The following is a 19,156-nucleotide window of genomic DNA, read 5'->3' on the forward strand; positions in this document are numbered from 1 at the left end:
CGTCCTGATGGGGCCGTCATGGTGACCGGGACGGAGCTGCGGCCCTCGGCGGCGCCCGACGCGGCGGCCTGGGACGTCGCTGCGACGGTCTGCGACCCCGAGATCCCGGTGCTCACCATCGAGGACCTCGGGGTGCTGCGTGCGGCGCACGTGGCGCCGTCGGGCCGGGTCGAGGTCGCGATCACCCCCACCTATTCGGGCTGCCCGGCGATGGACGCCATCCGCGACGACGTCACCTCGGCACTGCACGCGGCAGGCTACGACGACGTCGCCGTCCGGCTCGTGCTCTCGCCCGCCTGGACCACGGACTGGCTGAGCGACGACGGCAAGGCGAAGCTCGCGCAGTACGGCATCGCGCCGCCCACGGGCAAGGCCGCCGCCGGCCCGGTGCGCATCGGCCTCAGCGTCAAGTGCCCCCAGTGCTCGTCCCTGAACACCCGCGAACTGACCCGCTTCGGGTCCACCTCCTGCAAGGCGCTCTACGTATGTAACGACTGCAGGGAACCCTTCGACTACTTCAAGGTGCATTGATGGCCGTTGTCCTCGCCCCCTCCACCAAGCGGCGGAGCGCCTTCCACACGCTCACCGTCCGCAGCGTCCGCCGGCTGACGGAGGACGCCGTCGAGGTCACCCTCGACGTCCCTCCCAACCTGCAGGACCAGTTCGGGTACCTGCCCGGGCAGTACGTCGCGCTGCGCACCACCCTCGACGTCGACGGCGTGCCGAAAGAGGTCCGCCGCAGCTACTCGATCTGCGCCGACCCGCGCCCCGGGGAGCTGCGCGTCGCCGTGAAACGCGATCTCGGCGGCGTCTTCTCCACCTGGGTCAACGAGTCCCTGACGGCGGGGGACACCCTCGAGGTCATGAGCCCGCTCGGGCAGTTCACCCCGCGCACGACGCCGGGAGAGCAGTCGGTCTCGTTCGTCGCCGTCGCCGCGGGGTCCGGCATCACCCCGGTGATCGCGATCGCCCGGTCCATGCTCGCCGGCGGCCCGAACGTGCGCTTCGACCTCGTGTATGCGAACCGGGCCGCGATGGACGTCATGTTCCTCGAGGAGCTCGCCGACCTCAAGGACCGCTACCCCGCCCGCTTCGCGCTGCACCACGTCCTGTCCCGAGAGCAGCGCATCTCGCCGCTGCTCTCGGGCAGGATCGACGCCGACAAGCTGGAGAAACTGCTCGGCACGGTCATCGACCCGGCCCGCGTGGACGAGTGGTTCCTCTGCGGGCCGTTCGAGCTCGTCCAGCTGTGCCGGGACTTCCTCACCGAACGCGGCGTACCCACGGAGAAGGTGCGGTTCGAACTGTTCACGACCGGCGAGCCCACCCGGCCCGAGGGCAGCCACGGACACCCCGTGACGCCGGCGGACAACGGGGAGAACTACACCATCTCCTTCAACCTGGACGGTCTGCAGGGCTCCGTCCAGAGCCCCACCCACGCCCGCGAATCGATCCTCAACGCCGCCCTCAGGGTGCGGCCCGACGTGCCGTTCGCCTGTGCCGGCGGGGTGTGCGGGACGTGCCGCGCGAAGCTCGTCCAGGGGACGGTAGCGATGGACGAGAACTACGCGCTCGAACCCGACGAGATCGCCGCAGGATTCGTCCTCACGTGCCAGGCCCACCCCACGAGCGACGCCGTCGCCGTCGACTACGACGCCTGAGAGGCAGCCATGACCACCCCCTCCACCGCGACGCCGTCGAGCAGTGACCCTTCCGCCGGCATGATCCGCCTGAGCATCGACGGCGGGATCGCCGAGGTGGTGCTGGACGCGCCACACCGGCTCAACGCCGTCGACGAGCAGGCGCTCTCCGCGCTCTCCGACGCGTACGACGCCGCAGCGGCCGGGGTGCGCGACGGCACCGTCCGTGCGCTCGTGCTGCGCGGGGAGGGGCGTGCGTTCTGCGCGGGCCGGAACCTCGGTCCGATCGAACCCGGGGCCGACGACGCCTTCGCGTTCCTCGACGCCACGCTCACCCCGCTGCTGCGGAAGATGGCGGACTTCCCGGCCCCGACCTTCGCGGCGGCGCAGGGCGCCTGCCTCGGCGTCGGGCTGGGCCTGCTGCTCGCGACCGACGTCGTGTACGTCGCGGAGACCGCGAAGATCGGCTCGCCGTTCGCCGCCCTCGGGCTGGCGCTGGACTCCGGGGGGCACTGGCTGTTCACGGAGCGGCTCGGTCCGCACCGGGCCCTGGACCTCATGTACACGGGTGACCTGATGACGGGGGCGGAGGCAGTGGCCGGCGGACTCTTCAGCCGTGCCGTGCCCGCCGGGGAGCTGCTCGACTTCACCCGGGCCAAGGCAGCGCGGGCGGCGGCGGGTCCGCTGCAGGCACTGGTCGCCTCGAAGCAGCTCGTCGCGCGGATCCGCGACGAGCGGCTCGGCCTGTGGCAGGCCATCAGCGGCGAGAACGACGTCCAGGGGGTGCTCGGGGCCTCGGACGACTACCGCGAGGGCCTCGAGGCGTTCCGGGAGAAACGGGCACCGCGCTTCGGCGCGTGACCCCACGCCGCGGCCGTCGGGCCTACCGGGCGGTGCGGCGCGTGAGGACCAGGTGCACGACCCCCGTCGGGGAGGGCGCCGCCTCGATCTCGAAGCGCTCCTCGAGCCCTTCGAGGCCGTCCCACAGGCGTTCGCCCCGGCCCAGGACGATCGGCACGACGACGACGTGCAAGTGGTCGATGAGGTCGGCCTCGAGGAACTGTCGCACCGTGATGGCGCCGCCGCCGATCCGGACGTCGAGGCCGCCGGCCAGGGCTCGGGCCTGCTCCAGCGCGGACGCGGGGTCGGCGTCGACGAAGTGGAAGGTCGTCCCGCCCTCCATCGCGAGGATCGGCCGGGGATGGTGCGTCAGGACGACGACGGGGGTGTGGAAGACCGGGTTCCCGCCCCACCAGCCCTTCCACTCCTCGTCCTCCCAGGGGCCGCGGTGGGGGCCGAACTTGTTCCGCCCCATGATCTCCACGCCGATCCCGGGCCCCCACGCGGCGGCGAACGCATCGTCGACGCCGAAGGACCCCGGCCCGTCCCCGTGAAGGCCCATCGCGCGGAAGGTGCGCGTCCCGATCGCCCACTCCATGAGCCGTGAGCCCGCGTGACCGAACGGGGCGTCGAGGTGCTGGCCCTCACCCGTGCCGAAGCCGTCGAGGGAGACGGAGAAGTTATGGACGCGGACGAGGGACATGGGATCTCCTTGTGCAGTTCACGATCACCGGACCATGACCATGCTCCCCGGGGTCTCAGCGCGTGTCGAGGTCCTCGAAGACCAGGAACGTCTGCGTATCGAGGACGCCCGGCATCGACTGCAGCTGGTCGAAGATCACCCGCCGCAGCCCCACGTTGTCCTCGGCCCGCACCAGGAGGATGACGTCGAAGTCCCCGCCGACCAGCGCGATGTGGTGGATCTCCGGAACGCTGCGCAGCCTGTCGCGGAGCTCGCGCCAGGAGTGCTGCCGCACCTTGAGCGTCACGTAGGCGGAGGAGCGGAGGCCGGCCTTGGCCGGGTCGATGATCGCCGTGAACCGCGTCAGTACGCCGTCCTCGGTCAGCTTCGCGATGCGGGAGTAGGCGTGCGCCCGCGAGATATGCACGCGTTCCGCCACCGAGGTCACGGACTGACGCCCGTCCCGCGTGAGTTCGGCGAGGATCTTCCGATCGACGTCGTCGAGCACTCCGTCCACCACGTGTCCACGCTCCTTCGCGTAATGCAGGTCACACTGCCGATTCGTCCAAAGAATACCGCCCTCTCCGATCGAATATCCACACTTCGTCGACTCCATGGATACAAAAGTTGCCCGGTGCCCATACTGGTCTCACACAGCATCCAGTGCCGGGGCTACCGCTCCGCGCCGGAAACGGGAGGCCGCTGCAGCGGCTGGTGATGGAGGCGGAATGAGTACGGCAACGAATGAAGGCCGCGACAGCATGCTGGGCGGCGCACCCGACGGCGGACCATACGACGGCGGCACCACGCCGGACGGCGTGCTGCTCCCGTCGGCGGAGCCCGTGCAGCTGGTGGACCCGGACGGCCACCATCACACCGACGGGCGCTACCTGCTCCCCGACGGCGATCGGCTGCTCGACGCCTACGGCCGTCTCATCGCCGGTCGCCGCATCAACGACCAGGCCAATGCCCTCGTCCGCCAGGGCCGGATGGCCGTCTACCCCTCATCCCACGGTCAGGAGGCCTGCCAGGTCGCCGCCGCCGTGGTCCTCGGCGCCGAGGACTGGCTCTTCCCGACCTACCGGGACACGGTCGCGGTCATCACGCGCGGCGTCGACCCGCTCCAGGTCCTCACGCTGCTCCGCGGCGACTGGCACAGCGGCTACGACCCGCACGAGCACCGCGTCGCCACCCAGGCCACGCCGCTGGCCACGCAACTCCTCCACGCCGTCGGCGTCGCCCACGCCGCCAAGCTGCGCGGCGAACCGACCGTCGTCCTCGCCATGTGCGGTGACGGGGCGACCAGCGAGGGGGACTTCCACGAGGCTCTGAACTTCGCGGCCGTGTTCCACGTCCCCGTCGTGTTCTTCGTCCAGAACAACGAGTTCGCCATCTCGGTGCCGCTCAGGAACCAGAGCGTGGCGCCGTCCCTCGCCCACAAGGCCATCGGGTACGGCATGCCGGGCGAGCGCGTGGACGGCAACGACCTCGCCGCGCTCCTCGCGGTGCTGGGTGCGGCCGTGGACAGGGCGCGCGACGGCGGCGGCCCCACCCTCGTCGAAGCGCACACCTACCGGATGCAGGCGCACACCAACGCGGACGACGCGACGCGCTACCGCTCCGCCGACGACGTCGAACGCTGGGTGCCGAAGGACCCGATCACCCGCATGCGCACCTACCTGCGCGCACTGGACCTGCTGACGGACGAGTTGGAGCAGGCCCTGGCCGACGAGGCGGACGCGATCGCCGCCGCCATCCGGAAAGGACTCAACACGGAGGTCACGGTGAACCCGGCAGAGCTGTTCGAGTACGTGTACACGGAGAAGACGACGCAGCTGCGCGAGCAGGCCGAGCAGCTGCGCGAGGAACTGGCGCGCGACGCCGCAGGCGCAGGAACCCCTGCCGAGGACACGAAGGCGGAGCGACGATGACGCAGACCACGGAGGCACCCACCGGGGGCGTGGCAGCCCGGCCCGACACCGCGCCGGGCGGACGCGTGACGTCCACCTTCGCCAAGGCCCTCAACGCCGCCCTCGCCGACTCCATGGCGGCCGACGCCTCCGTGCTCATGTTCGGCGAGGACGTCGGGACGCTCGGCGGCGTCTTCCGGATCACGGACGGGCTGACGGCCCGCTTCGGCGAGGAGCGCTGCTTCGACACGCCGCTCGCCGAAGCAGGCATCATGGGCATGGCCATCGGCATGGCGATGAACGGCATGAAGCCCGTCGTCGAGATGCAGTTCGACGCCTTCGCCTATCCGGCCTTCGAGCAGGTGGTGAGCCATGTCGCGAAGATGCCCAACCGCACGAAGGGCAAGGTCCGCCTGCCCCTGGTCATCCGGATCCCGTACGCCGGAGGCATCGGCGGCGTGGAACACCACTGCGACTCCTCCGAGGCCTACTACGCGCACACCCCCGGCCTGACGGTCCTGGCCCCCGCCACCGTCCGCGACGCCTACTTCATGCTCCGCGAGGCCATCGCGTCACCGGACCCCGTGGTGTTCCTCGAACCGAAGAAGCTGTACTGGTCCAAGGAGGAGGTGGACCTCACGGAGCTGCGCAGGACCTTCGAGGCAGGACAGGCACCCCGGCGCATCGGCAAGGCCGTCGTGGCCCGCCCGGGGACCGACGCGACCCTCATCAGCTACGGACCATCCGTGCCGACGGCGCTCGCCGCGGCCGCGGCGGCCGCCGAGGAGGGCCGGTCCATCGAGGTCATCGACCTCCGCTCCATCGTCCCGTTCGACGACGAGACCGTGTGCGCCAGCGTCCGTCGGACCGGCCGCGCCGTCGTCGTCGCGGAGGCTCCCGGCTTCGTGTCCGTGGCGTCCGAGATCGTGGCCCGCGTGCAGGAACGCTGCTTCCATTCCCTCGCAGCCCCCGTGCTCCGCGTGACCGGGTTCGACATCCCGTACCCCTCGCCGAAGCTCGAACATTTCTACCTGCCGAGCGTCGACCGCATCCTCGACGCCGTGGACGACCTGCAGTGGGAGGACTGACATGAGTGCACCCGCCGTCGATTCCGGGTTCCAGGTGTTCACCCTCCCCGACCTCGGAGAGGGCCTGACCGAGGCAGAGCTGGTGTCCTGGCTCGTCGCCGAGGGCGACACCGTGGCCGTCGACCAGCCGATCGCGGAGGTCGAGACCGCCAAGTCGGTGGTCGAGGTCCCCTCGCCCTTCGCGGGGACCGTCGCAGTGCTGCACGGCAGGCCCGGCGAGATGCTCGACGTCGGGGCGCCGTTCCTCTCGGTCCGGCCCGAGGGCGACGGGCCTGCGGGCGCCGGATCCGCCGACACCACGCCGGCGGTTGCGGGGCCGGCAGCCGACGCCACCGGCACGATCACCGGCGCAGGCGTCGAAGCCGCCGCGGCGGAGCTCCGCGAGGAGGCCGGCGTCCCTGCCGCCGCCACGCGGGACGACGATGCGCCGGCGGTCGACGGCGGCTCGGGGAACGTGCTGATCGGCTACGGCACTCCCGGTGGTCTCACCGGTGGTCGCACCCGGCCCCGCAAGGGCGCGACGGCGGGAGCTGCTGCGTCGCCGGCGGCATCCGCTGCGCCGGCCGCTCCGGCCGCTCCGGCCACCCTCCTGCCCGCCGCTCGGACGACCCCGTCGCCGGCCGCTGCCGTCGCAGAGCCCGCTGCTCCGGTCGGGGCGACCGACGGCACGACCTCCGCTCCCGACACCGGAACCGCAGCGTCCGCCGCCGGCACGGCACCGACGTGTGTCTCGCCCCTGGTCCGGAAACTCGCGCGGGACAACGGGGTGCGGCTCACGGACCTCCGCGGGTCGGGGGAGCAGGGGCTGATCCTCCGCCGCGACGTGGAGCAGGCGATCGCCGCGGCGACGGTGCGGGACGTCGGGGCCACCCCCGGATCCGGCGTGGACGCCGCTGCGGGCGCAGCGACGGCGACCCTCGACGCGGTGGCCCGCCCCGCGCTGGGCGACGCCCCTGGAGCCGCCGACGTCCCGCTCGACTCCCGGTCGGGCCTCGCGGTCCTCGAACGCAGTCCGCTGAAGGGGGTCCGGCGGACGATCGCCGATGCGATGACCCGCAGCCGGCGCGAGATCCCCGAGGCCACGGTCTGGGTGGACGTCGACGCCACCGCCCTCGTGGAACTGCGCGAGGCGATGAAGCGCAGGACGCCGGACGCGGTGCCCGGCCTGCTGGCCTTCGTGGCGCGGTTCGTCGTGGCAGGCCTGGCCCGCTACCCGGAGCTGAACAGCCGGATCGCGACGGGCGCCGACGGTGCGCAGGAGATCGTGCGGGTCGACGGCGTGAACCTCGGGATCGCAGCGCAGACGGATCGTGGCCTCGTGGTACCGAGCGTCCGTCGGGCGGACACCCTGTCCGCCCGCGGGCTCGACGCCGAGATCCGTCGCCTCGCCGCCCTGGCACGCGAGGGCAGGGCCACGCCGTCGGACCTGTCCTCCGGTACCTTCACCCTGAACAACTACGGGGTGTTCGGCGTGGACGGCAGTGCGGCCATCATCAACTACCCGGAATCGGCGATCCTCGGGATGGGCCGGATCATCGACCGCCCGTGGGTCGTGGACGGCGGGCTGGCGGTGCGCAAGGTGACCGAGCTGACGCTCGCGTTCGACCACCGCGTGTGCGACGGCGGGACGGCGGGGGGCTTCCTCCGGTTCGTGGCGGACGCGATCGAGAACCCGGGCGGGATGCTCGCCGACCTGTAGGCGTGCGGTCCGCCGGGTTCCTCGAGGACCCGGCGGAGTAGACTGAGGCTCCCACGATGAATCAGGTGCATGATGAAAATCCGCCGGAATCACAGGAAGCACGACCAGCAGTCGGCCAGTCCGTCCCCCGTGGCGTCGACGGCCGCCGGTGGGCCCGTCCAGGAGCCGCCGCACGCGGAAGCGCACGCCCACCGGTCCTTCTTCAACGGGCTCGACACCGCCGCGCGGACCTTCCTCGGACCGGCGGCGCGCAGTGACGGGGGCACGCCGGTCGTGCACCGCCACGACGCCGCCGAGGAGCAGTCGGACAGCACCCTGCTCTCCATGGAGATCCATACGGACTCCCTCGGGCACCACTACGCGGTGCGGAAGCACCAGACGGAACCGCCCGCGGCCACACAGCCGGAGGAGCGGGAGCAGCCGGACGAGCCTGCGGGGCCCGGGAAGCATTAGGGCACCGGGCTGGTAGCACGATCCCCGTCCGGGCGGCCCGGGCGGTCCGGTCCCGCACGCCCATCGGAGAACCGTAGGGTTGGGGTGGTGATCGAGTCGCCGAACAACGCCCCTGCCCACCCCGCCATCGCCCGGGACGGCTTCGTCAGCGTCCGGGGAGCCAGCGAGAACAACCTGCGGGGCGTCGACGTCGACGTTCCGCGTGACGCCGTGGTGGCCTTCACCGGGGTCTCGGGGTCGGGCAAGTCCTCGCTGGCGTTCGGGACGATCTACGCCGAGGCGCAGCGCCGCTACCTGGAATCGGTTGCCCCCTACGCGCGGAGGCTCATCCAGCAGGGGCATTCGCCGCACGTCGGTTCGATCACCGGGCTCCCTCCCGCCGTGGCGCTCCAGCAACGGCGTGGGACGCCGAGCGTGCGCTCGACCGTCGGGACGCTCACCACCCTCTCCAATTCGCTCCGGATGCTCTACTCCCGTGCGGGCACCTACCCGGCGGACGCCGTCGAACGCCTGGAATCCGATGCCTTCTCGCCCAACACCGCCGCGGGAGCGTGCCCGCGGTGCCATGGCCTGGGCATCGCGAGGGATGTGACCGAGGAGACCCTCGTCCCCGATCCGGACCTGACCATCCGCGAGGGCGCCATCGCCGCATGGCCGGGCGCCTGGCAGGGCAAGAACCTCCGTGATGTCGTCGTCGAGCTCGGTCACGACATCGACGTGCCCTGGCGGACGCTGCCGAAGCAGGCGCGGGACTGGCTGCTGTTCACCGAGGAGCAGCCCGTCGTCGAGGTCACCCCCCAGCGGGACCGCGTGGCCAAGCCCTACAAGGGGCGCTTCTGGAGTGCGAAGAGCTACGTCATGCACACCCTCCGCGACTCCAAGAGCCAGCAGATGCGCGACCGCGTGCTGCCCTTCATGGAATCCGGCCCGTGCGGCGTGTGCGGCGGGAGCGGCCTGCGTCCGGAGGCACTCGCCGTGACGTTCGCCGGGCTGTCGATCGCGGAGGCGAACGCCCTGCCCCTGGCGGACCTCGCCGTGCACCTCGGGCCGGCGGCCACGCTGGAGCACCCGGTGGCCGCGCACCGGTCGTGGACCTCGGGGGAGGGGACGGAGGTGTCGGTCACCATCAGCCGCGACCTCGTGCAGCGCCTCCACGTCCTCGTGGACCTCGGCCTGGGCTACCTCAGCCTGAGCCGCGCCACCCCCACGCTCTCGCCGGGCGAGATGCAGCGGCTGCGCATCGCCACGCAGCTCCGCTCCGGCCTGTTCGGCGTCGTCTACGTGCTGGACGAGCCGTCCGCCGGGCTGCACCCCGCCGACGTCGAGCCGCTCCTCGCCGTCCTCGAAGCACTCACGGACGCCGGGAACTCGGTGTTCGTCGTCGAACACAACATGGACGTCGTGCGGCGCTCGGACTGGATCGTCGACGTCGGCCCGCTCGCCGGGGAAGGCGGGGGCGGCATCATCTACAGCGGCCCGGCCGACGGGCTCGCGGATGTCCAGGCCTCGCTCACTGCGCCGTTCCTGGCCCGGGCCGCGCCGACGGCGCCGGTGGACGGCGCAGCCCGCGAACCCTCGGCCTGGCTGCGCCTCGAGGGCATCCGGCGCCACAATCTCGAGGGACTCGACGCCGCCATCCCCGTGGGCGTGCTGACCGCCGTGACGGGTGTGTCCGGATCGGGGAAGTCGACGCTCGTCAGCAAGGTCCTCGCGGAAGCCGTCGGCGCGCACGTCCGCGACGACACCCCCGCCGACATCGAACCGGTCGACGACGGGACGGCCCCCGAGACTGACGCCGGCGCCACCGTGGCGGGCATCAGCGGACTGGAGGCCTTCGACCGCCTGGTCAGCGTGGACCAGAAGCCGATCGGGCGGACACCGCGCTCCAACCTCGCGACCTACACGGGACTGTTCGACGCCGTGCGGAAGGCATTCGCCGCGACGCCCGCCGCGAGGTCACGGGGGTTCGGGGCCGGCCGGTTCTCCTTCAACGTGCAGGGCGGACGCTGCGAGACGTGCCAGGGCGAGGGCTTCGTGGCGGTGGAACTCCTGTTCCTGCCCGGGAGCTACGGCCCCTGCCCGGCCTGCGCCGGGTCCCGCTACAACGAGGAGACCCTCGAGGTCACGCTGGACGGGCGCACCATCGCGGATGTCCTCGGCCTGACCGTGGACGACGCCGCGTCCGCCCTCGGGGACATCCCTGCTGCCGCTCGCTCGCTCGCCACGCTGCAGGAGGTGGGCCTGGGGTACCTGCGGCTCGGGCAGCCGGCCACCGAGCTCTCCGGGGGAGAGGCCCAGCGCATCAAGCTGGCCACCGAACTGCAGCGGGCCCGGCGCGGCCACACCCTCTACCTGCTGGACGAGCCGACCACCGGACTGCATCCCGCGGACGTGGTGCTGCTCCTCGCGCAGCTGCGGAAACTGGTCGAGGCCGGCAACACGGTCGTCGTCGTCGAACACACGATGGCGGTCGTGGCGGCCGCCGACTGGGTGATCGACCTCGGCCCGGGCGGAGGTTCTGCCGGCGGCAGGATCGTGGCCGCCGGGACGCCCGCGCACATCGCCGGCCTCGCGCCCGACGTGAGCGCGACGGCACCTTACCTCGCGGAGCACCTCGGAGCCCGGGGCGGGTCCTGACCGGCAGTCCTGCCCCTGATGCGCGGTCCTACACCAGGGCCGGCGCGAAGTCGTCCCTGACGGGGACCCGGGTGTCCAGCGACCGCCAAGCCGCGGCGAGGATGCCCACCGCGCGGCGGGTGTCCTCGGCCGGGTAGCCGAAGGGGACGCGGAGGAACCGCTCGAACACCCCGTCCATCCCGAAACGCGGGCCCGCGCCGAGCAGCAGGCCCCGGTCCCTGGCAGCGAGCGCCAGCTGCGAGCTGACCGGCGCCCCCAGATTGACCCAGGTGCAGAGTCCGCCCCGGACGTGGGGGACGTCCCACGCGGGCAGGGCGTCGTGGAGGAGCCCCTCGAGGTGGCTGCGGCCCTCGGCCAGCTGCCTCGAACGGAGAAGCAGCAGTTCGTCGTACGTGCCCAGCATCTCGAGGGCGATGAGCTGCTCGAGGATCGGCGTCCCGAGGTCCTGCGCATACCGGGACTGGACGAGCCGGTGGATGAGGTCCTCCTCCGCACGGATCCATCCGATCCGCAGCCCGCCCCACACGGTCTTGCCCATGGATCCGACCAGTACGGCGGGTCCGAAGGCGGCAAGGGGAGGCGTTGGATCGGCGTCGATCCGCAGCTCCGCCATCGTCTCGTCCGCGACGACCACCGTGTCCGGTCGTGCGGCCGCCGCCATCAGCCGGTCGCGCTGCGCAGCGGGCATCACCGCCCCGGTGGGGTTGTGGAAGTCCGGCATGACGTAGGCCAGCGTGGGCCGCCCCCGCCGGAACGCCTGCTCGAGGCCGTCGTCGTCCCAGCCGTCACGGGCATCGACGGCCACCGGCAGGAGACGCCGTCCGGCCGCGCGCAGGGCCTCGTACGCATGCGGGTAGCTCGGTGCCTCGACGAGCGCCGAGTCGCTGCGGCCGAGCAGTGCGCGCGCCAGGAGCGAGATGGCGTGCTGCGCTCCGAGGGTCACCATGATCTGGCCGGGCGCGGTGGGGACGCCCCGCGCCGCATACCGGTCGGCAAGGGCCTGCCGCAGGCGGGGCAGGCCGAGCGGATCGTAGCCGCTGCCGTTCAGGTAGGCGGGAAGTTCCTGCGCGGCCCTCGCGGCGGCCTCACCCACCTGCGGGGCGGCCGGGAGTGCCGCCTTGCTGAGGTCGAGGACCACGCCGGCTCCGCCGTCGTCGTACGCCGGCACCTCCCGGCCCGGCATGGCGACGACGCTGCCCGAGCCGCGCGTGCTCTCCACGTAGCCGGCCGAGCGCAGCCGTGCATAGGCGGCCGCCACGAGGGTCCTGCTGACGCCGAGCTGTGCGGCGAGCTCGCGTTCGGCCGGCAGGCGGGTCCCCAGCGGGATGCGGCCGTCGAGGGTGAGCAGCCGGATGCGGTCGGCCAGGGCCCCGTAGGCCGGGCCCGTGGTGCGCCACGCACCGAGTTCGGCTGCGAGGCGGCGTGCGGGAAGAACCATCATGAAGCCACCATGGCACGATTGGCATCTTGATGTAAGGCCAATTGCCGGTTCTACTGGGACCATGACGTTCCTCGGTGCCCGACGCGGGCTGCAGCTCCTGCTCGGCCTCTTCCTCTACGGTTTCTCGCTCGCCATGATGATCCGGGCCACGCTCGGGGTCTCGCCCTGGGATGTCCTGGGGCAGGGCGGATCGCTCCAGACCGGCATCCCGTTCGGCTTCATGACCAACATCATCGGCCTGATCGTCCTGCTGCTCTGGATCCCGCTCCGGCAGCGCCCGGGCATCGGGACCGTCCTCAACGTCCTGCTCGTGGGACCCAGCGCTGAGATCGGCCTCGCGCTGCTCGGGGAGCCCACCCAGCTGTGGGCGCGGATACTCCTGTTCGCCGGCGGACTGGTACTGCTCGCGGTCGCGAGCGGCCTCTACATCGGCGCCCGCCTCGGGCCCGGACCGCGCGACGGCCTCATGACGGGCCTCCACGCCCGTTTCGGGCTGCCGATCTGGCTCGCCCGCACGGCCATCGAGGGGACCGTCCTGCTGCTCGGGTGGCTGCTCGGCGGGTCCGTCGGCCTCGGTACCGTCGCCTTCGCCCTGCTCATCGGGCCGTTGATCAACGTGACGCTGCCGATCTTCCGCATGCCGGAGCGCGCCCCTCGGGAGCCTGTGGCCGTCGCCGCCTGATCGGACGGCCGCCGTCGTGTGACCGGATCGCCGTCGCCGTCTGATCGGTCCCCCTGGCCGGCCCGCCGCCGTCGTGTGACCGGATCGCCGTCGTCTGACCCGACCGCCGCCGTCGCCGTGTGACGGGACCGCCGCCGTCGGCCCGGACGCCTGCCGACCCTCGGGTGCGCGCCGGACCGCCGGGTCCGGTGGTCCGCCGACCTAGACTGGAACTCCGTCGTCAGAGAGGACCCCATGACCACCCACGTCCCCAGCGAGACCCGCAGCCCGTGGCGTGAGCTCGGACCGGGCATCTACGTACTGCGCACCGCGGGCTTCCGGACGAATGTCGGGCTCGTCGTCGGGTCCGAGCAGGCGCTCGTCGTCGATACCGGGGCAGGACCGCTCGGCGCGGCGGAGGTGTACTCGCACGTGCGGGCCGTCACCGGCCTGCCGCTCGTCGTCGTGAACACGCACGCCCATGCCGACCATTTCTTCGGCAACGACTACTTCGCCGCTCACGGCGTCGAGGACTTCTGGGCGACGTCCCGGTGCAGCGCCGTGCAAACCGAGAACGGCGAGGACCAGCGGGCGCTGGTCGCCGCCATCGAGCCGGCCATGGCAGCGGGCGACGGCGAGCACACCCGGATCCTGGCTGCGAACCGGCTGGTGGAGGGCACGCCGGTCGACCTCGACCTCGGCGACGTGTCCGTGACGCTGTTCCACCTCGGGAGCGGCCACACCGACCACGACCTGCTCGTGGGCGCCGGGAACGTCCTGTTCACGGGAGACCTGGTGGAGGAGGGGTCCGATCCGGTCTTCGAAAATTCGTTCCCCGTGGACTGGGTGAGGACGCTCGGCAAGATGGCCGCCCTCGAGGACCTCTACGACGTGTTCGTGCCCGGCCACGGCGAGCCCGTGGCTGTCGGGGACGTCACCACGCAGATGAACACCATGCGGAGTGCCATCCGGGTGACCCGCGTGGCCATGGACGAGGCCTCGGTGGACATGACCAAGGCCATCCCCATCCTGCCGTACGGCCCCGAGCAGTCCCGGGCACTGCTCGTCCGTCTGCGCACCCTCGCGCACTGGAAGTGGCTGACGCGCAGGCACTGAGGCCGGTGTGCTCCTAGGCCCCGAAGACCGTGCGGTCGAGGAAGTCGTTGCGGAACTTCCCCTCGGGGTCCAGGCGCCCGGCGAGGCTCCGGAAGTCCTCGAAGCGGGGATAGAGCGGCGCCAGCCGGGCGGCGTCGGCCGCGAACAGCTTTCCCCAGTGCGGGCGGGCACCCAGGGGGAGCAGGGCCGCCTCGAGCTCCGGCAGCAGGGCTTCGACCTCGGCCTGCAGCGGCTTCCAGGTGAAGTGGAGGCCGATCCCGTCACGACGGTAGTTGCTGCTGAGCCACAGCTCGTCCGCCGCCATGGAGCGCACCTCCGAGACCAGCAGCAGCGGCGCGATCCTCGGCGCGAGGGCGCGCACCGCCTGGATCGCCTCGACCGCGTGGTCGCGGCCCACGAGGTACTCGGTCTGCAGCTCCTGCCCGTTGCTGGGGGTGAACGCGAGGCGGAAGTGGGCCAGCCGGTCCGACCACGGTCCCGGAACGCCGAGCTGCTGTGTGCAGTGGTCCGCGGCCACCCCCGGCACCGGGTGGTGGGCGCGGTCCGCCGGCGTCCCGCCGTAGAACGCGTCGGGGGCGGGGCGGGCGGCGTCGATGCGGCTCTTCAGCCACGCCTGGCCGATGGTGTCGCCCGACCAGTCCGTGAACAGGCTGACGCTGTAGGCCGCGGAGGTGGCGGCGTCGTAGTCCGCGAGCACCGCGTCCCACGGGACGTCCGTGAACACGTCCTGGCGCACGTCGAACGAGGGCTCGATGCGCAGGGTCGCACGGTGCACGACGCCGAGGGCGCCGAGGCCCACGACGGCGCCGTCGAAGTCGTCGTCACCCGCGGCGAGGGTGAGGGCGTCGCCGGAGGCGGTCACGAGTTCGAGCCCGACGACGGCGGTGGCCAGGTTGCCGTTCGCGTCCCCGGAGCCGTGGGTGGCCGTGGCGATCGCGCCTCCGACCGAGATGTGGGGGAGGGAGGCGAGATTGTGCAGGGCGAAGCCGCGCCGCTGCAGGTGCTCGGCGAGGACCCCGTACCGCACGCCCGCGGCCACCGTGACGGTGAGTGCCTCCTCGTCGATCTGCACCCCGGGATCGAGCACGTCCAGGCAGACGAGGGTCCCCGCGCTGTCCGCGAGGTCGTTGAAGGAGTGCCGTGAGCCGAGCGCGCGGACCAGGGTGGCCTTCGCGACGGCCCGCTGGAGATCGGCGAGCGAGGTGGGGTGCAGGATCGTCCGGGCGCGGTACTCGTAGTTGCCCGCCCAGTTGAGCCTGTCCCGTACGTGTTCCTCGAGCATGGTGGTCCTTGTCTGGCCGGTGTCGCGGCGGCGGACGTGGAGGCTGCGGCGGCACGATCGGAGGGGTGCCCGCCCATCCTACAACGTTGTAGAATCTGCTCACGCGTGACGTGCAGGGCATCACGACAGGACCCGAGGGGGCGGCATGGCGGCCACACTGAAGGACGTCGCGCTCGCAGCCGGCGTCTCGATCAAGACCGTCTCCAACGTCATCAACGACTACGAGCACATCCGTGCCGACACCAAGCAGCGCGTCATGGACGCCATTGCCGAGCTCGGCTACAGCCCCAACCTCTCCGCGCGGAGCCTGCGCTCGGGCCGCACCGGGGTGATCGGGCTCGCCGTCCCCGAACTCTCGCTGAGCTACTTCGCGGAACTGGCCGGCTCGATCATCAGGGCGGCGGAGCGGCAGGGGCTGAAGGTGCTCGTCGAGCAGACCGGCGGCGACCGCTCCCGCGAGCTCGAGATCCTGTCCGGTCCGCGGCTGCAGATGACGGACGGGCTGCTGTTCAGCCCGCTCGGCATGTCCAACGAGGACGCCGAGCACCTGAACGTCGACTTCCCCCTCGTGCTGCTCGGCGAGCGGATCTTCGGTGGGCCCACCGACCACGTGACCATGAGCAACGTCGACTCCGCCCGCGCCGCGACCGAGCACCTGATCTCGCGGGGCCGGCGCCGTATCGCCGTCGTCGGCGGCCACGAGGGCGAGGTGATCGGATCGGCCGGCCTGCGCCTGCGCGGGTACCGGCAGGCTCTCGACGCCGCACGCATCCCGTTCGACCCCGACCTCGTCGCCTATACGACGCTCTGGCACCGGGCCAACGGGGCCACCTCCATGCGCGAGCTGCTCGCGTCCGGCGTCGAGTTCGATGCGGTCTTCGGCATGAACGACACCCTGGCGCTCGGCGCCATGCGCGTGCTGCAGGAGGCGGGGCGGAGGATCCCCGAGGATGTCGCCGTGATCGGTTTCGACGATCTCGACGAAGGCAGGTACTCGCTGCCGACGCTGTCCACGATCGACCCGGGCAGGGACGAGATCGCGGACACCGCGGTGCGGGTACTGCAGGAGCGCATCGTGGGGCGCGGCGGCGAGGTCCCGCCGCGCGAGTTCGAGGCGCGGTTCCAGGTCATCGAGCGGGAATCCTCCGCGCTGTCCCGGTGAGGACCAGCCCCGGCCCCACCCACCCCGAGCAGAAAGCAGCCCCATGCAGAGCGCACGCCTCACACTGGACCCCCACTTCGCGGTCGGGCCCATCAACCGCAACATCTTCGGCGGCTTCGTCGAACACCTCGGCCGCCACGTCTACGACGGCATCCACGAGCCCGGCCATGCCACGGCCGACGACGAGGGCTTCCGCCAGGACGTCATCGATCTGGTCCGCGAGATGGGCGTCTCGACCATCCGCTACCCCGGGAGCAACTTCGTCTCGGGTTTCCGGTGGGAGGACAGCGTGGGGCCGCGTGAGGAGCGCCCCACCCGGCTGGACCTGGCCTGGCACTCCACCGAGACCAACCAGGTGGGCCTGCACGAATTCGCATCCTGGCTGCGGAAGGTCGACAGCGAGCTCATGCTCGCCGTGAACCTCGGCACCCGCGGCACCCTCGAGGCCCTGGAACTCCTCGAGTACTCGAACCTGCCCAAGGGCACCGCCCTCGCCGACCAGCGCATGGCCAACGGCCGGCCCGATCCGTTCGCCATCAGGATCTGGTGCCTCGGCAACGAGATGGACGGCCCGTGGCAGCTCGGCCACCGCTCCGCCGAGGACTACGGCAAGCTGGCGTCCCGCACCGCCAAGGCGATGCGGCAGCTCGACCCCTCGATCGAACTCGTGGCCTGCGGCTCCTCCAGCGCGCACATGCCCACGTTCGGCGAGTGGGAGCGCGTGGTCCTCTCGCACACGTACGACGACGTCGACTACATCTCCTGCCACGCCTACTACGAGGAGAAGGGCGGCGATCTCGGCTCCTTCCTGGCGTCCGCCGTCGACATGGACCACTTCATCGAGTCCGTCGTCGCGACCGCCGACCACGTCAAGGCCGTCCGCGGCAGTACGAAGACCATCAACATCTCCTTCGACGAGTGGAACGTCTGGTACATCAGCCGCTTCGAGGCCGTCGACAGGATCGAGGGACTCGACAACTGGCCCGTCGCCCCGCGCCTGCTGGAGGACTGCTACTCGGTGGCGGACGCCGTCGTGTTCGGCAACCTCATGATCTCGCTGCTGAAGCACGCCGACCGCGTCACCTCGGCGTCGCTGGCGCAGCTCGTCAACGTGATCGCCCCGATCATGACCGAGCCCGGCGGCCCCGCGTGGCGCCAGACGACCTTCTTCCCGTTCTCCATCACCTCGAGGCTCGCGCGGGGCTCTGTCCTCGAGCTCACGCTCGACGCCGGCACGTACACGACCGGCGAGTACGGCGTCGTCCCGCTCGTGGACGCCGTGGCGACGCACGACGACGCGACGGGCGCCACCGCCGTGTTCCTCGTCAACCGGTCGCAGACAGAGGAGACGACGGTGACCATCGACGTGGCGGCGCTCCCCGGGATCACCGGGGTCACCGCGGAGTCGCTGTACGATACGGACGTATATGCCAGGAACACCCTCGAGGAGCCCGACCGCGTGACCATGAGACCGAACACCTCCGCCAGGCTCGACGGCGGCGCCGTCACCATCACGCTTCCTCCCGTGTCCTGGACGGCTGCAGCCCTCGCATGAACCGCACCGATCCCAGCGAATACAGGATCGAGGGTGGCGGATACACGGCCGTCGTCCTCGCGCTCGGCGCTGCAGTCCGCGAACTCACCCACGACGGCCGTCCGCTCGTGGTCGGCTTCGGTGCGCAGGAGGCGATGCCGAATTTCCGCGGCGCCTTCGTGGCACCGTGGCCCAACCGCATCGAGGACGGTCGCTACGCGTTCGACGGCGTCACCCATGAGCTGCCGGTCAACGAGCCCGAGCGCGGCACGGCCCTCCACGGGCTCGTCTTCGACGTCCCCTGGACGCTCGTGGAGCACACCGGTTCCTCCGTCACGCTCGCGTGCACCATCGAACCGGTCGCGGCCTACCCCTTCGAGGTGGCCCTCGAGGTACGCTTCGCCGTCGACGCGCAGGGCTTCCGGACGTCCATCACGGCGACGAACGCCGGCTCGCTGCGTGCCCCCTACGGCGTGTGCCCGCACCCGTACCTCGTCGCCGGGCCGTCGCCCCTGAACGACTGGGTGCTCGAACTCCCCGCCGCCACGGTCCTGACGGTCACGCCGGACCGGCTGCTGCCCGTGGCGAAGGAGGCCGTCGCCGGGACGCCGTTCGACTTCCGGACGGCCCACGCGCTCGGCGACGTGCAGATCGACCACGCATTCACCGATCTGGAGCGCGACGGCGCCGGCCGGGCCACGGTGCGGGTCACCGACCCGATCCACGGCACCGGGACGGCCATGGTGTGGGACGGCAGCTGCCCCTGGGTCCAGATCCACACGGCCGACCTGCCGCTGAAGCCGGAGAGCACGCGCCTCGGCCTCGCCGTCGAACCCATGACCTGCCCGCCGGACGCCTTCAACACCGGCGAGGACCTGATCGTCCTCGACCCCGGGGCGACGCACCGGACCGGCTGGACCATCTCGGCACTGTGACCCGGGCCGGCCCCTTCCCGGTCGGGAGGCCGGAGAGGATCGCCCACCCGCCCCGGGCGCGGTCCTTTCGCGCCCT

The 19,156-nt window shown here is 71.7% G+C and carries 17 protein-coding genes; 13 read left to right on the forward strand and 4 right to left on the reverse strand.

Annotated features, from left to right (window positions below; genetic code table 11):
- The first annotated feature begins 18 nt into the window (after positions 1-18).
- Genes paaD through RY94_RS03760 form a run of 3 tightly spaced genes read left to right on the forward strand, consistent with a single transcriptional unit; the run spans position 19 to position 2,501 of the window.
- Positions 19-531, forward strand: coding sequence for a 1,2-phenylacetyl-CoA epoxidase subunit PaaD (paaD, locus tag RY94_RS03750; RefSeq protein ID WP_043441951.1), 513 nt, complete (start codon positions 19-21; stop codon positions 529-531).
- A complete protein-coding gene (gene paaE, locus RY94_RS03755; RefSeq protein ID WP_043441953.1) occupies positions 531-1,661 on the forward strand; it encodes a 1,2-phenylacetyl-CoA epoxidase subunit PaaE in 1,131 nt (376 codons plus the stop codon). The genes paaD and paaE overlap by 1 nt, the downstream gene beginning before the upstream one ends.
- 60 nt (positions 1,662-1,721) lie before the next feature.
- On the forward strand, positions 1,722-2,501 hold the full coding sequence (locus RY94_RS03760) for an enoyl-CoA hydratase/isomerase family protein (RefSeq protein ID WP_043443476.1): 780 nt from the start codon (positions 1,722-1,724) through the stop codon (positions 2,499-2,501).
- 22 nt (positions 2,502-2,523) lie between these two features.
- Here the strand turns inward: RY94_RS03760 and RY94_RS03765 are convergent, their stop codons facing one another.
- Positions 2,524-3,183 (reverse strand): dihydrofolate reductase family protein, encoded by a 660-nt coding sequence (locus RY94_RS03765; RefSeq protein ID WP_043441955.1) that lies wholly within the window; start codon positions 3,181-3,183, stop codon positions 2,524-2,526.
- A gap of 55 nt (positions 3,184-3,238) precedes the next feature.
- Positions 3,239-3,682, reverse strand: a complete 444-nt coding sequence (locus RY94_RS03770; RefSeq protein WP_043441957.1) for an Lrp/AsnC family transcriptional regulator — start codon at positions 3,680-3,682, stop codon at positions 3,239-3,241.
- Between the two features lie 241 nt (positions 3,683-3,923).
- Between RY94_RS03770 and pdhA the strand changes: the two genes are divergently transcribed.
- The 5 genes from pdhA to RY94_RS03795 all read left to right on the forward strand — a co-directional run bounded on the left by pdhA (position 3,924) and on the right by RY94_RS03795 (position 10,949).
- Positions 3,924-5,093, forward strand: a complete 1,170-nt coding sequence (gene pdhA / locus RY94_RS03775) for a pyruvate dehydrogenase (acetyl-transferring) E1 component subunit alpha (protein ID WP_052273902.1) — start codon at positions 3,924-3,926, stop codon at positions 5,091-5,093.
- Entirely contained in the window at positions 5,090-6,160 is a 1,071-nt protein-coding gene (locus RY94_RS03780) for an alpha-ketoacid dehydrogenase subunit beta (protein WP_043441959.1), read from the forward strand. The genes pdhA and RY94_RS03780 overlap by 4 nt, the downstream gene beginning before the upstream one ends.
- 1 nt (position 6,161) lies before the next feature.
- Positions 6,162-7,859 carry a dihydrolipoamide acetyltransferase family protein gene (locus RY94_RS03785; protein WP_043441961.1) on the forward strand — a complete coding sequence of 566 codons (1,698 nt, stop codon included), beginning with the start codon at positions 6,162-6,164 and terminating at the stop codon, positions 7,857-7,859.
- 69 nt (positions 7,860-7,928) lie between these two features.
- Entirely contained in the window at positions 7,929-8,312 is a 384-nt protein-coding gene (locus tag RY94_RS17645) for a hypothetical protein (RefSeq protein WP_156135005.1), read from the forward strand.
- 90 nt (positions 8,313-8,402) lie between these two features.
- A complete protein-coding gene (locus RY94_RS03795; protein WP_052274096.1) occupies positions 8,403-10,949 on the forward strand; it encodes an excinuclease ABC subunit UvrA in 2,547 nt (848 codons plus the stop codon).
- Positions 10,950-10,977: 28 nt separating this feature from the next.
- Here RY94_RS03795 and yczR read toward each other — a convergent pair whose 3' ends face one another.
- Positions 10,978-12,390, reverse strand: coding sequence for a MocR-like transcription factor YczR (gene yczR / locus RY94_RS03800; protein ID WP_043441970.1), 1,413 nt, complete (start codon positions 12,388-12,390; stop codon positions 10,978-10,980).
- A gap of 61 nt (positions 12,391-12,451) precedes the next feature.
- On the opposite strand from yczR, the gene yczE reads away from it, so the two are divergent.
- The gene (gene yczE / locus RY94_RS03805; protein ID WP_043441972.1) at positions 12,452-13,072 is read left to right on the forward strand and encodes a membrane protein YczE; all 621 of its coding nucleotides are present in this window, start codon (positions 12,452-12,454) and stop codon (positions 13,070-13,072) included.
- A gap of 234 nt (positions 13,073-13,306) precedes the next feature.
- On the forward strand, positions 13,307-14,167 hold the full coding sequence (locus tag RY94_RS03810; RefSeq protein ID WP_043441973.1) for an MBL fold metallo-hydrolase: 861 nt from the start codon (positions 13,307-13,309) through the stop codon (positions 14,165-14,167).
- Positions 14,168-14,180: 13 nt separating this feature from the next.
- Here the strand turns inward: RY94_RS03810 and RY94_RS03815 are convergent, their stop codons facing one another.
- Entirely contained in the window at positions 14,181-15,449 is a 1,269-nt protein-coding gene (locus RY94_RS03815; protein WP_043441975.1) for an FAD-binding protein, read from the reverse strand.
- Between the two features lie 145 nt (positions 15,450-15,594).
- Here RY94_RS03815 and RY94_RS03820 point away from each other — a divergent pair, with 145 nt between their 5' ends.
- Genes RY94_RS03820 through RY94_RS03830 form a run of 3 tightly spaced genes read left to right on the forward strand, consistent with a single transcriptional unit; the run spans position 15,595 to position 19,080 of the window.
- Positions 15,595-16,611: a LacI family DNA-binding transcriptional regulator gene (locus tag RY94_RS03820; protein WP_043441980.1), complete on the forward strand. Its 1,017-nt coding sequence runs from the start codon at positions 15,595-15,597 to the stop codon at positions 16,609-16,611.
- A 43-nt stretch (positions 16,612-16,654) separates the two neighbouring features.
- The gene (gene arfA / locus RY94_RS03825) at positions 16,655-18,166 is read left to right on the forward strand and encodes an arabinosylfuranosidase ArfA (RefSeq protein WP_043441982.1); all 1,512 of its coding nucleotides are present in this window, start codon (positions 16,655-16,657) and stop codon (positions 18,164-18,166) included.
- Positions 18,163-19,080 carry an aldose 1-epimerase family protein gene (locus RY94_RS03830; protein ID WP_043441985.1) on the forward strand — a complete coding sequence of 306 codons (918 nt, stop codon included), beginning with the start codon at positions 18,163-18,165 and terminating at the stop codon, positions 19,078-19,080. Before arfA ends, RY94_RS03830 begins: the two co-directional genes overlap by 4 nt.
- The last annotated feature ends 76 nt before the right edge of the window (positions 19,081-19,156 follow it).

This window comes from Arthrobacter sp. L77, from assembly GCF_000816565.1.
Taxonomy (GTDB): Bacteria; Actinomycetota; Actinomycetes; order Actinomycetales; family Micrococcaceae; genus Arthrobacter_D; species Arthrobacter_D antioxidans.

Coding starts and splice junctions, on each gene's coding strand:
- RY94_RS03760 (WP_043443476.1), top strand. CDS start 1,722: ATGATCCGCCTGAGCATCGACGGCGGGATCGCCGAGGTGGTGCTGGAC.
- yczR (WP_043441970.1), bottom strand. CDS start 12,390: ATGATGGTTCTTCCCGCACGCCGCCTCGCAGCCGAACTCGGTGCGTGG.
- RY94_RS03815 (WP_043441975.1), bottom strand. CDS start 15,449: ATGCTCGAGGAACACGTACGGGACAGGCTCAACTGGGCGGGCAACTAC.
- RY94_RS03830 (WP_043441985.1), top strand. CDS start 18,163: ATGAACCGCACCGATCCCAGCGAATACAGGATCGAGGGTGGCGGATAC.
- RY94_RS03765 (WP_043441955.1), bottom strand. CDS start 3,183: ATGTCCCTCGTCCGCGTCCATAACTTCTCCGTCTCCCTCGACGGCTTC.
- RY94_RS03785 (WP_043441961.1), top strand. CDS start 6,162: ATGAGTGCACCCGCCGTCGATTCCGGGTTCCAGGTGTTCACCCTCCCC.
- arfA (WP_043441982.1), top strand. CDS start 16,655: ATGCAGAGCGCACGCCTCACACTGGACCCCCACTTCGCGGTCGGGCCC.
- RY94_RS03780 (WP_043441959.1), top strand. CDS start 5,090: ATGACGCAGACCACGGAGGCACCCACCGGGGGCGTGGCAGCCCGGCCC.
- paaE (WP_043441953.1), top strand. CDS start 531: ATGGCCGTTGTCCTCGCCCCCTCCACCAAGCGGCGGAGCGCCTTCCAC.
- RY94_RS03820 (WP_043441980.1), top strand. CDS start 15,595: ATGGCGGCCACACTGAAGGACGTCGCGCTCGCAGCCGGCGTCTCGATC.
- RY94_RS03810 (WP_043441973.1), top strand. CDS start 13,307: ATGACCACCCACGTCCCCAGCGAGACCCGCAGCCCGTGGCGTGAGCTC.
- paaD (WP_043441951.1), top strand. CDS start 19: ATGGTGACCGGGACGGAGCTGCGGCCCTCGGCGGCGCCCGACGCGGCG.
- RY94_RS17645 (WP_156135005.1), top strand. CDS start 7,929: ATGATGAAAATCCGCCGGAATCACAGGAAGCACGACCAGCAGTCGGCC.
- yczE (WP_043441972.1), top strand. CDS start 12,452: ATGACGTTCCTCGGTGCCCGACGCGGGCTGCAGCTCCTGCTCGGCCTC.
- pdhA (WP_052273902.1), top strand. CDS start 3,924: ATGCTGGGCGGCGCACCCGACGGCGGACCATACGACGGCGGCACCACG.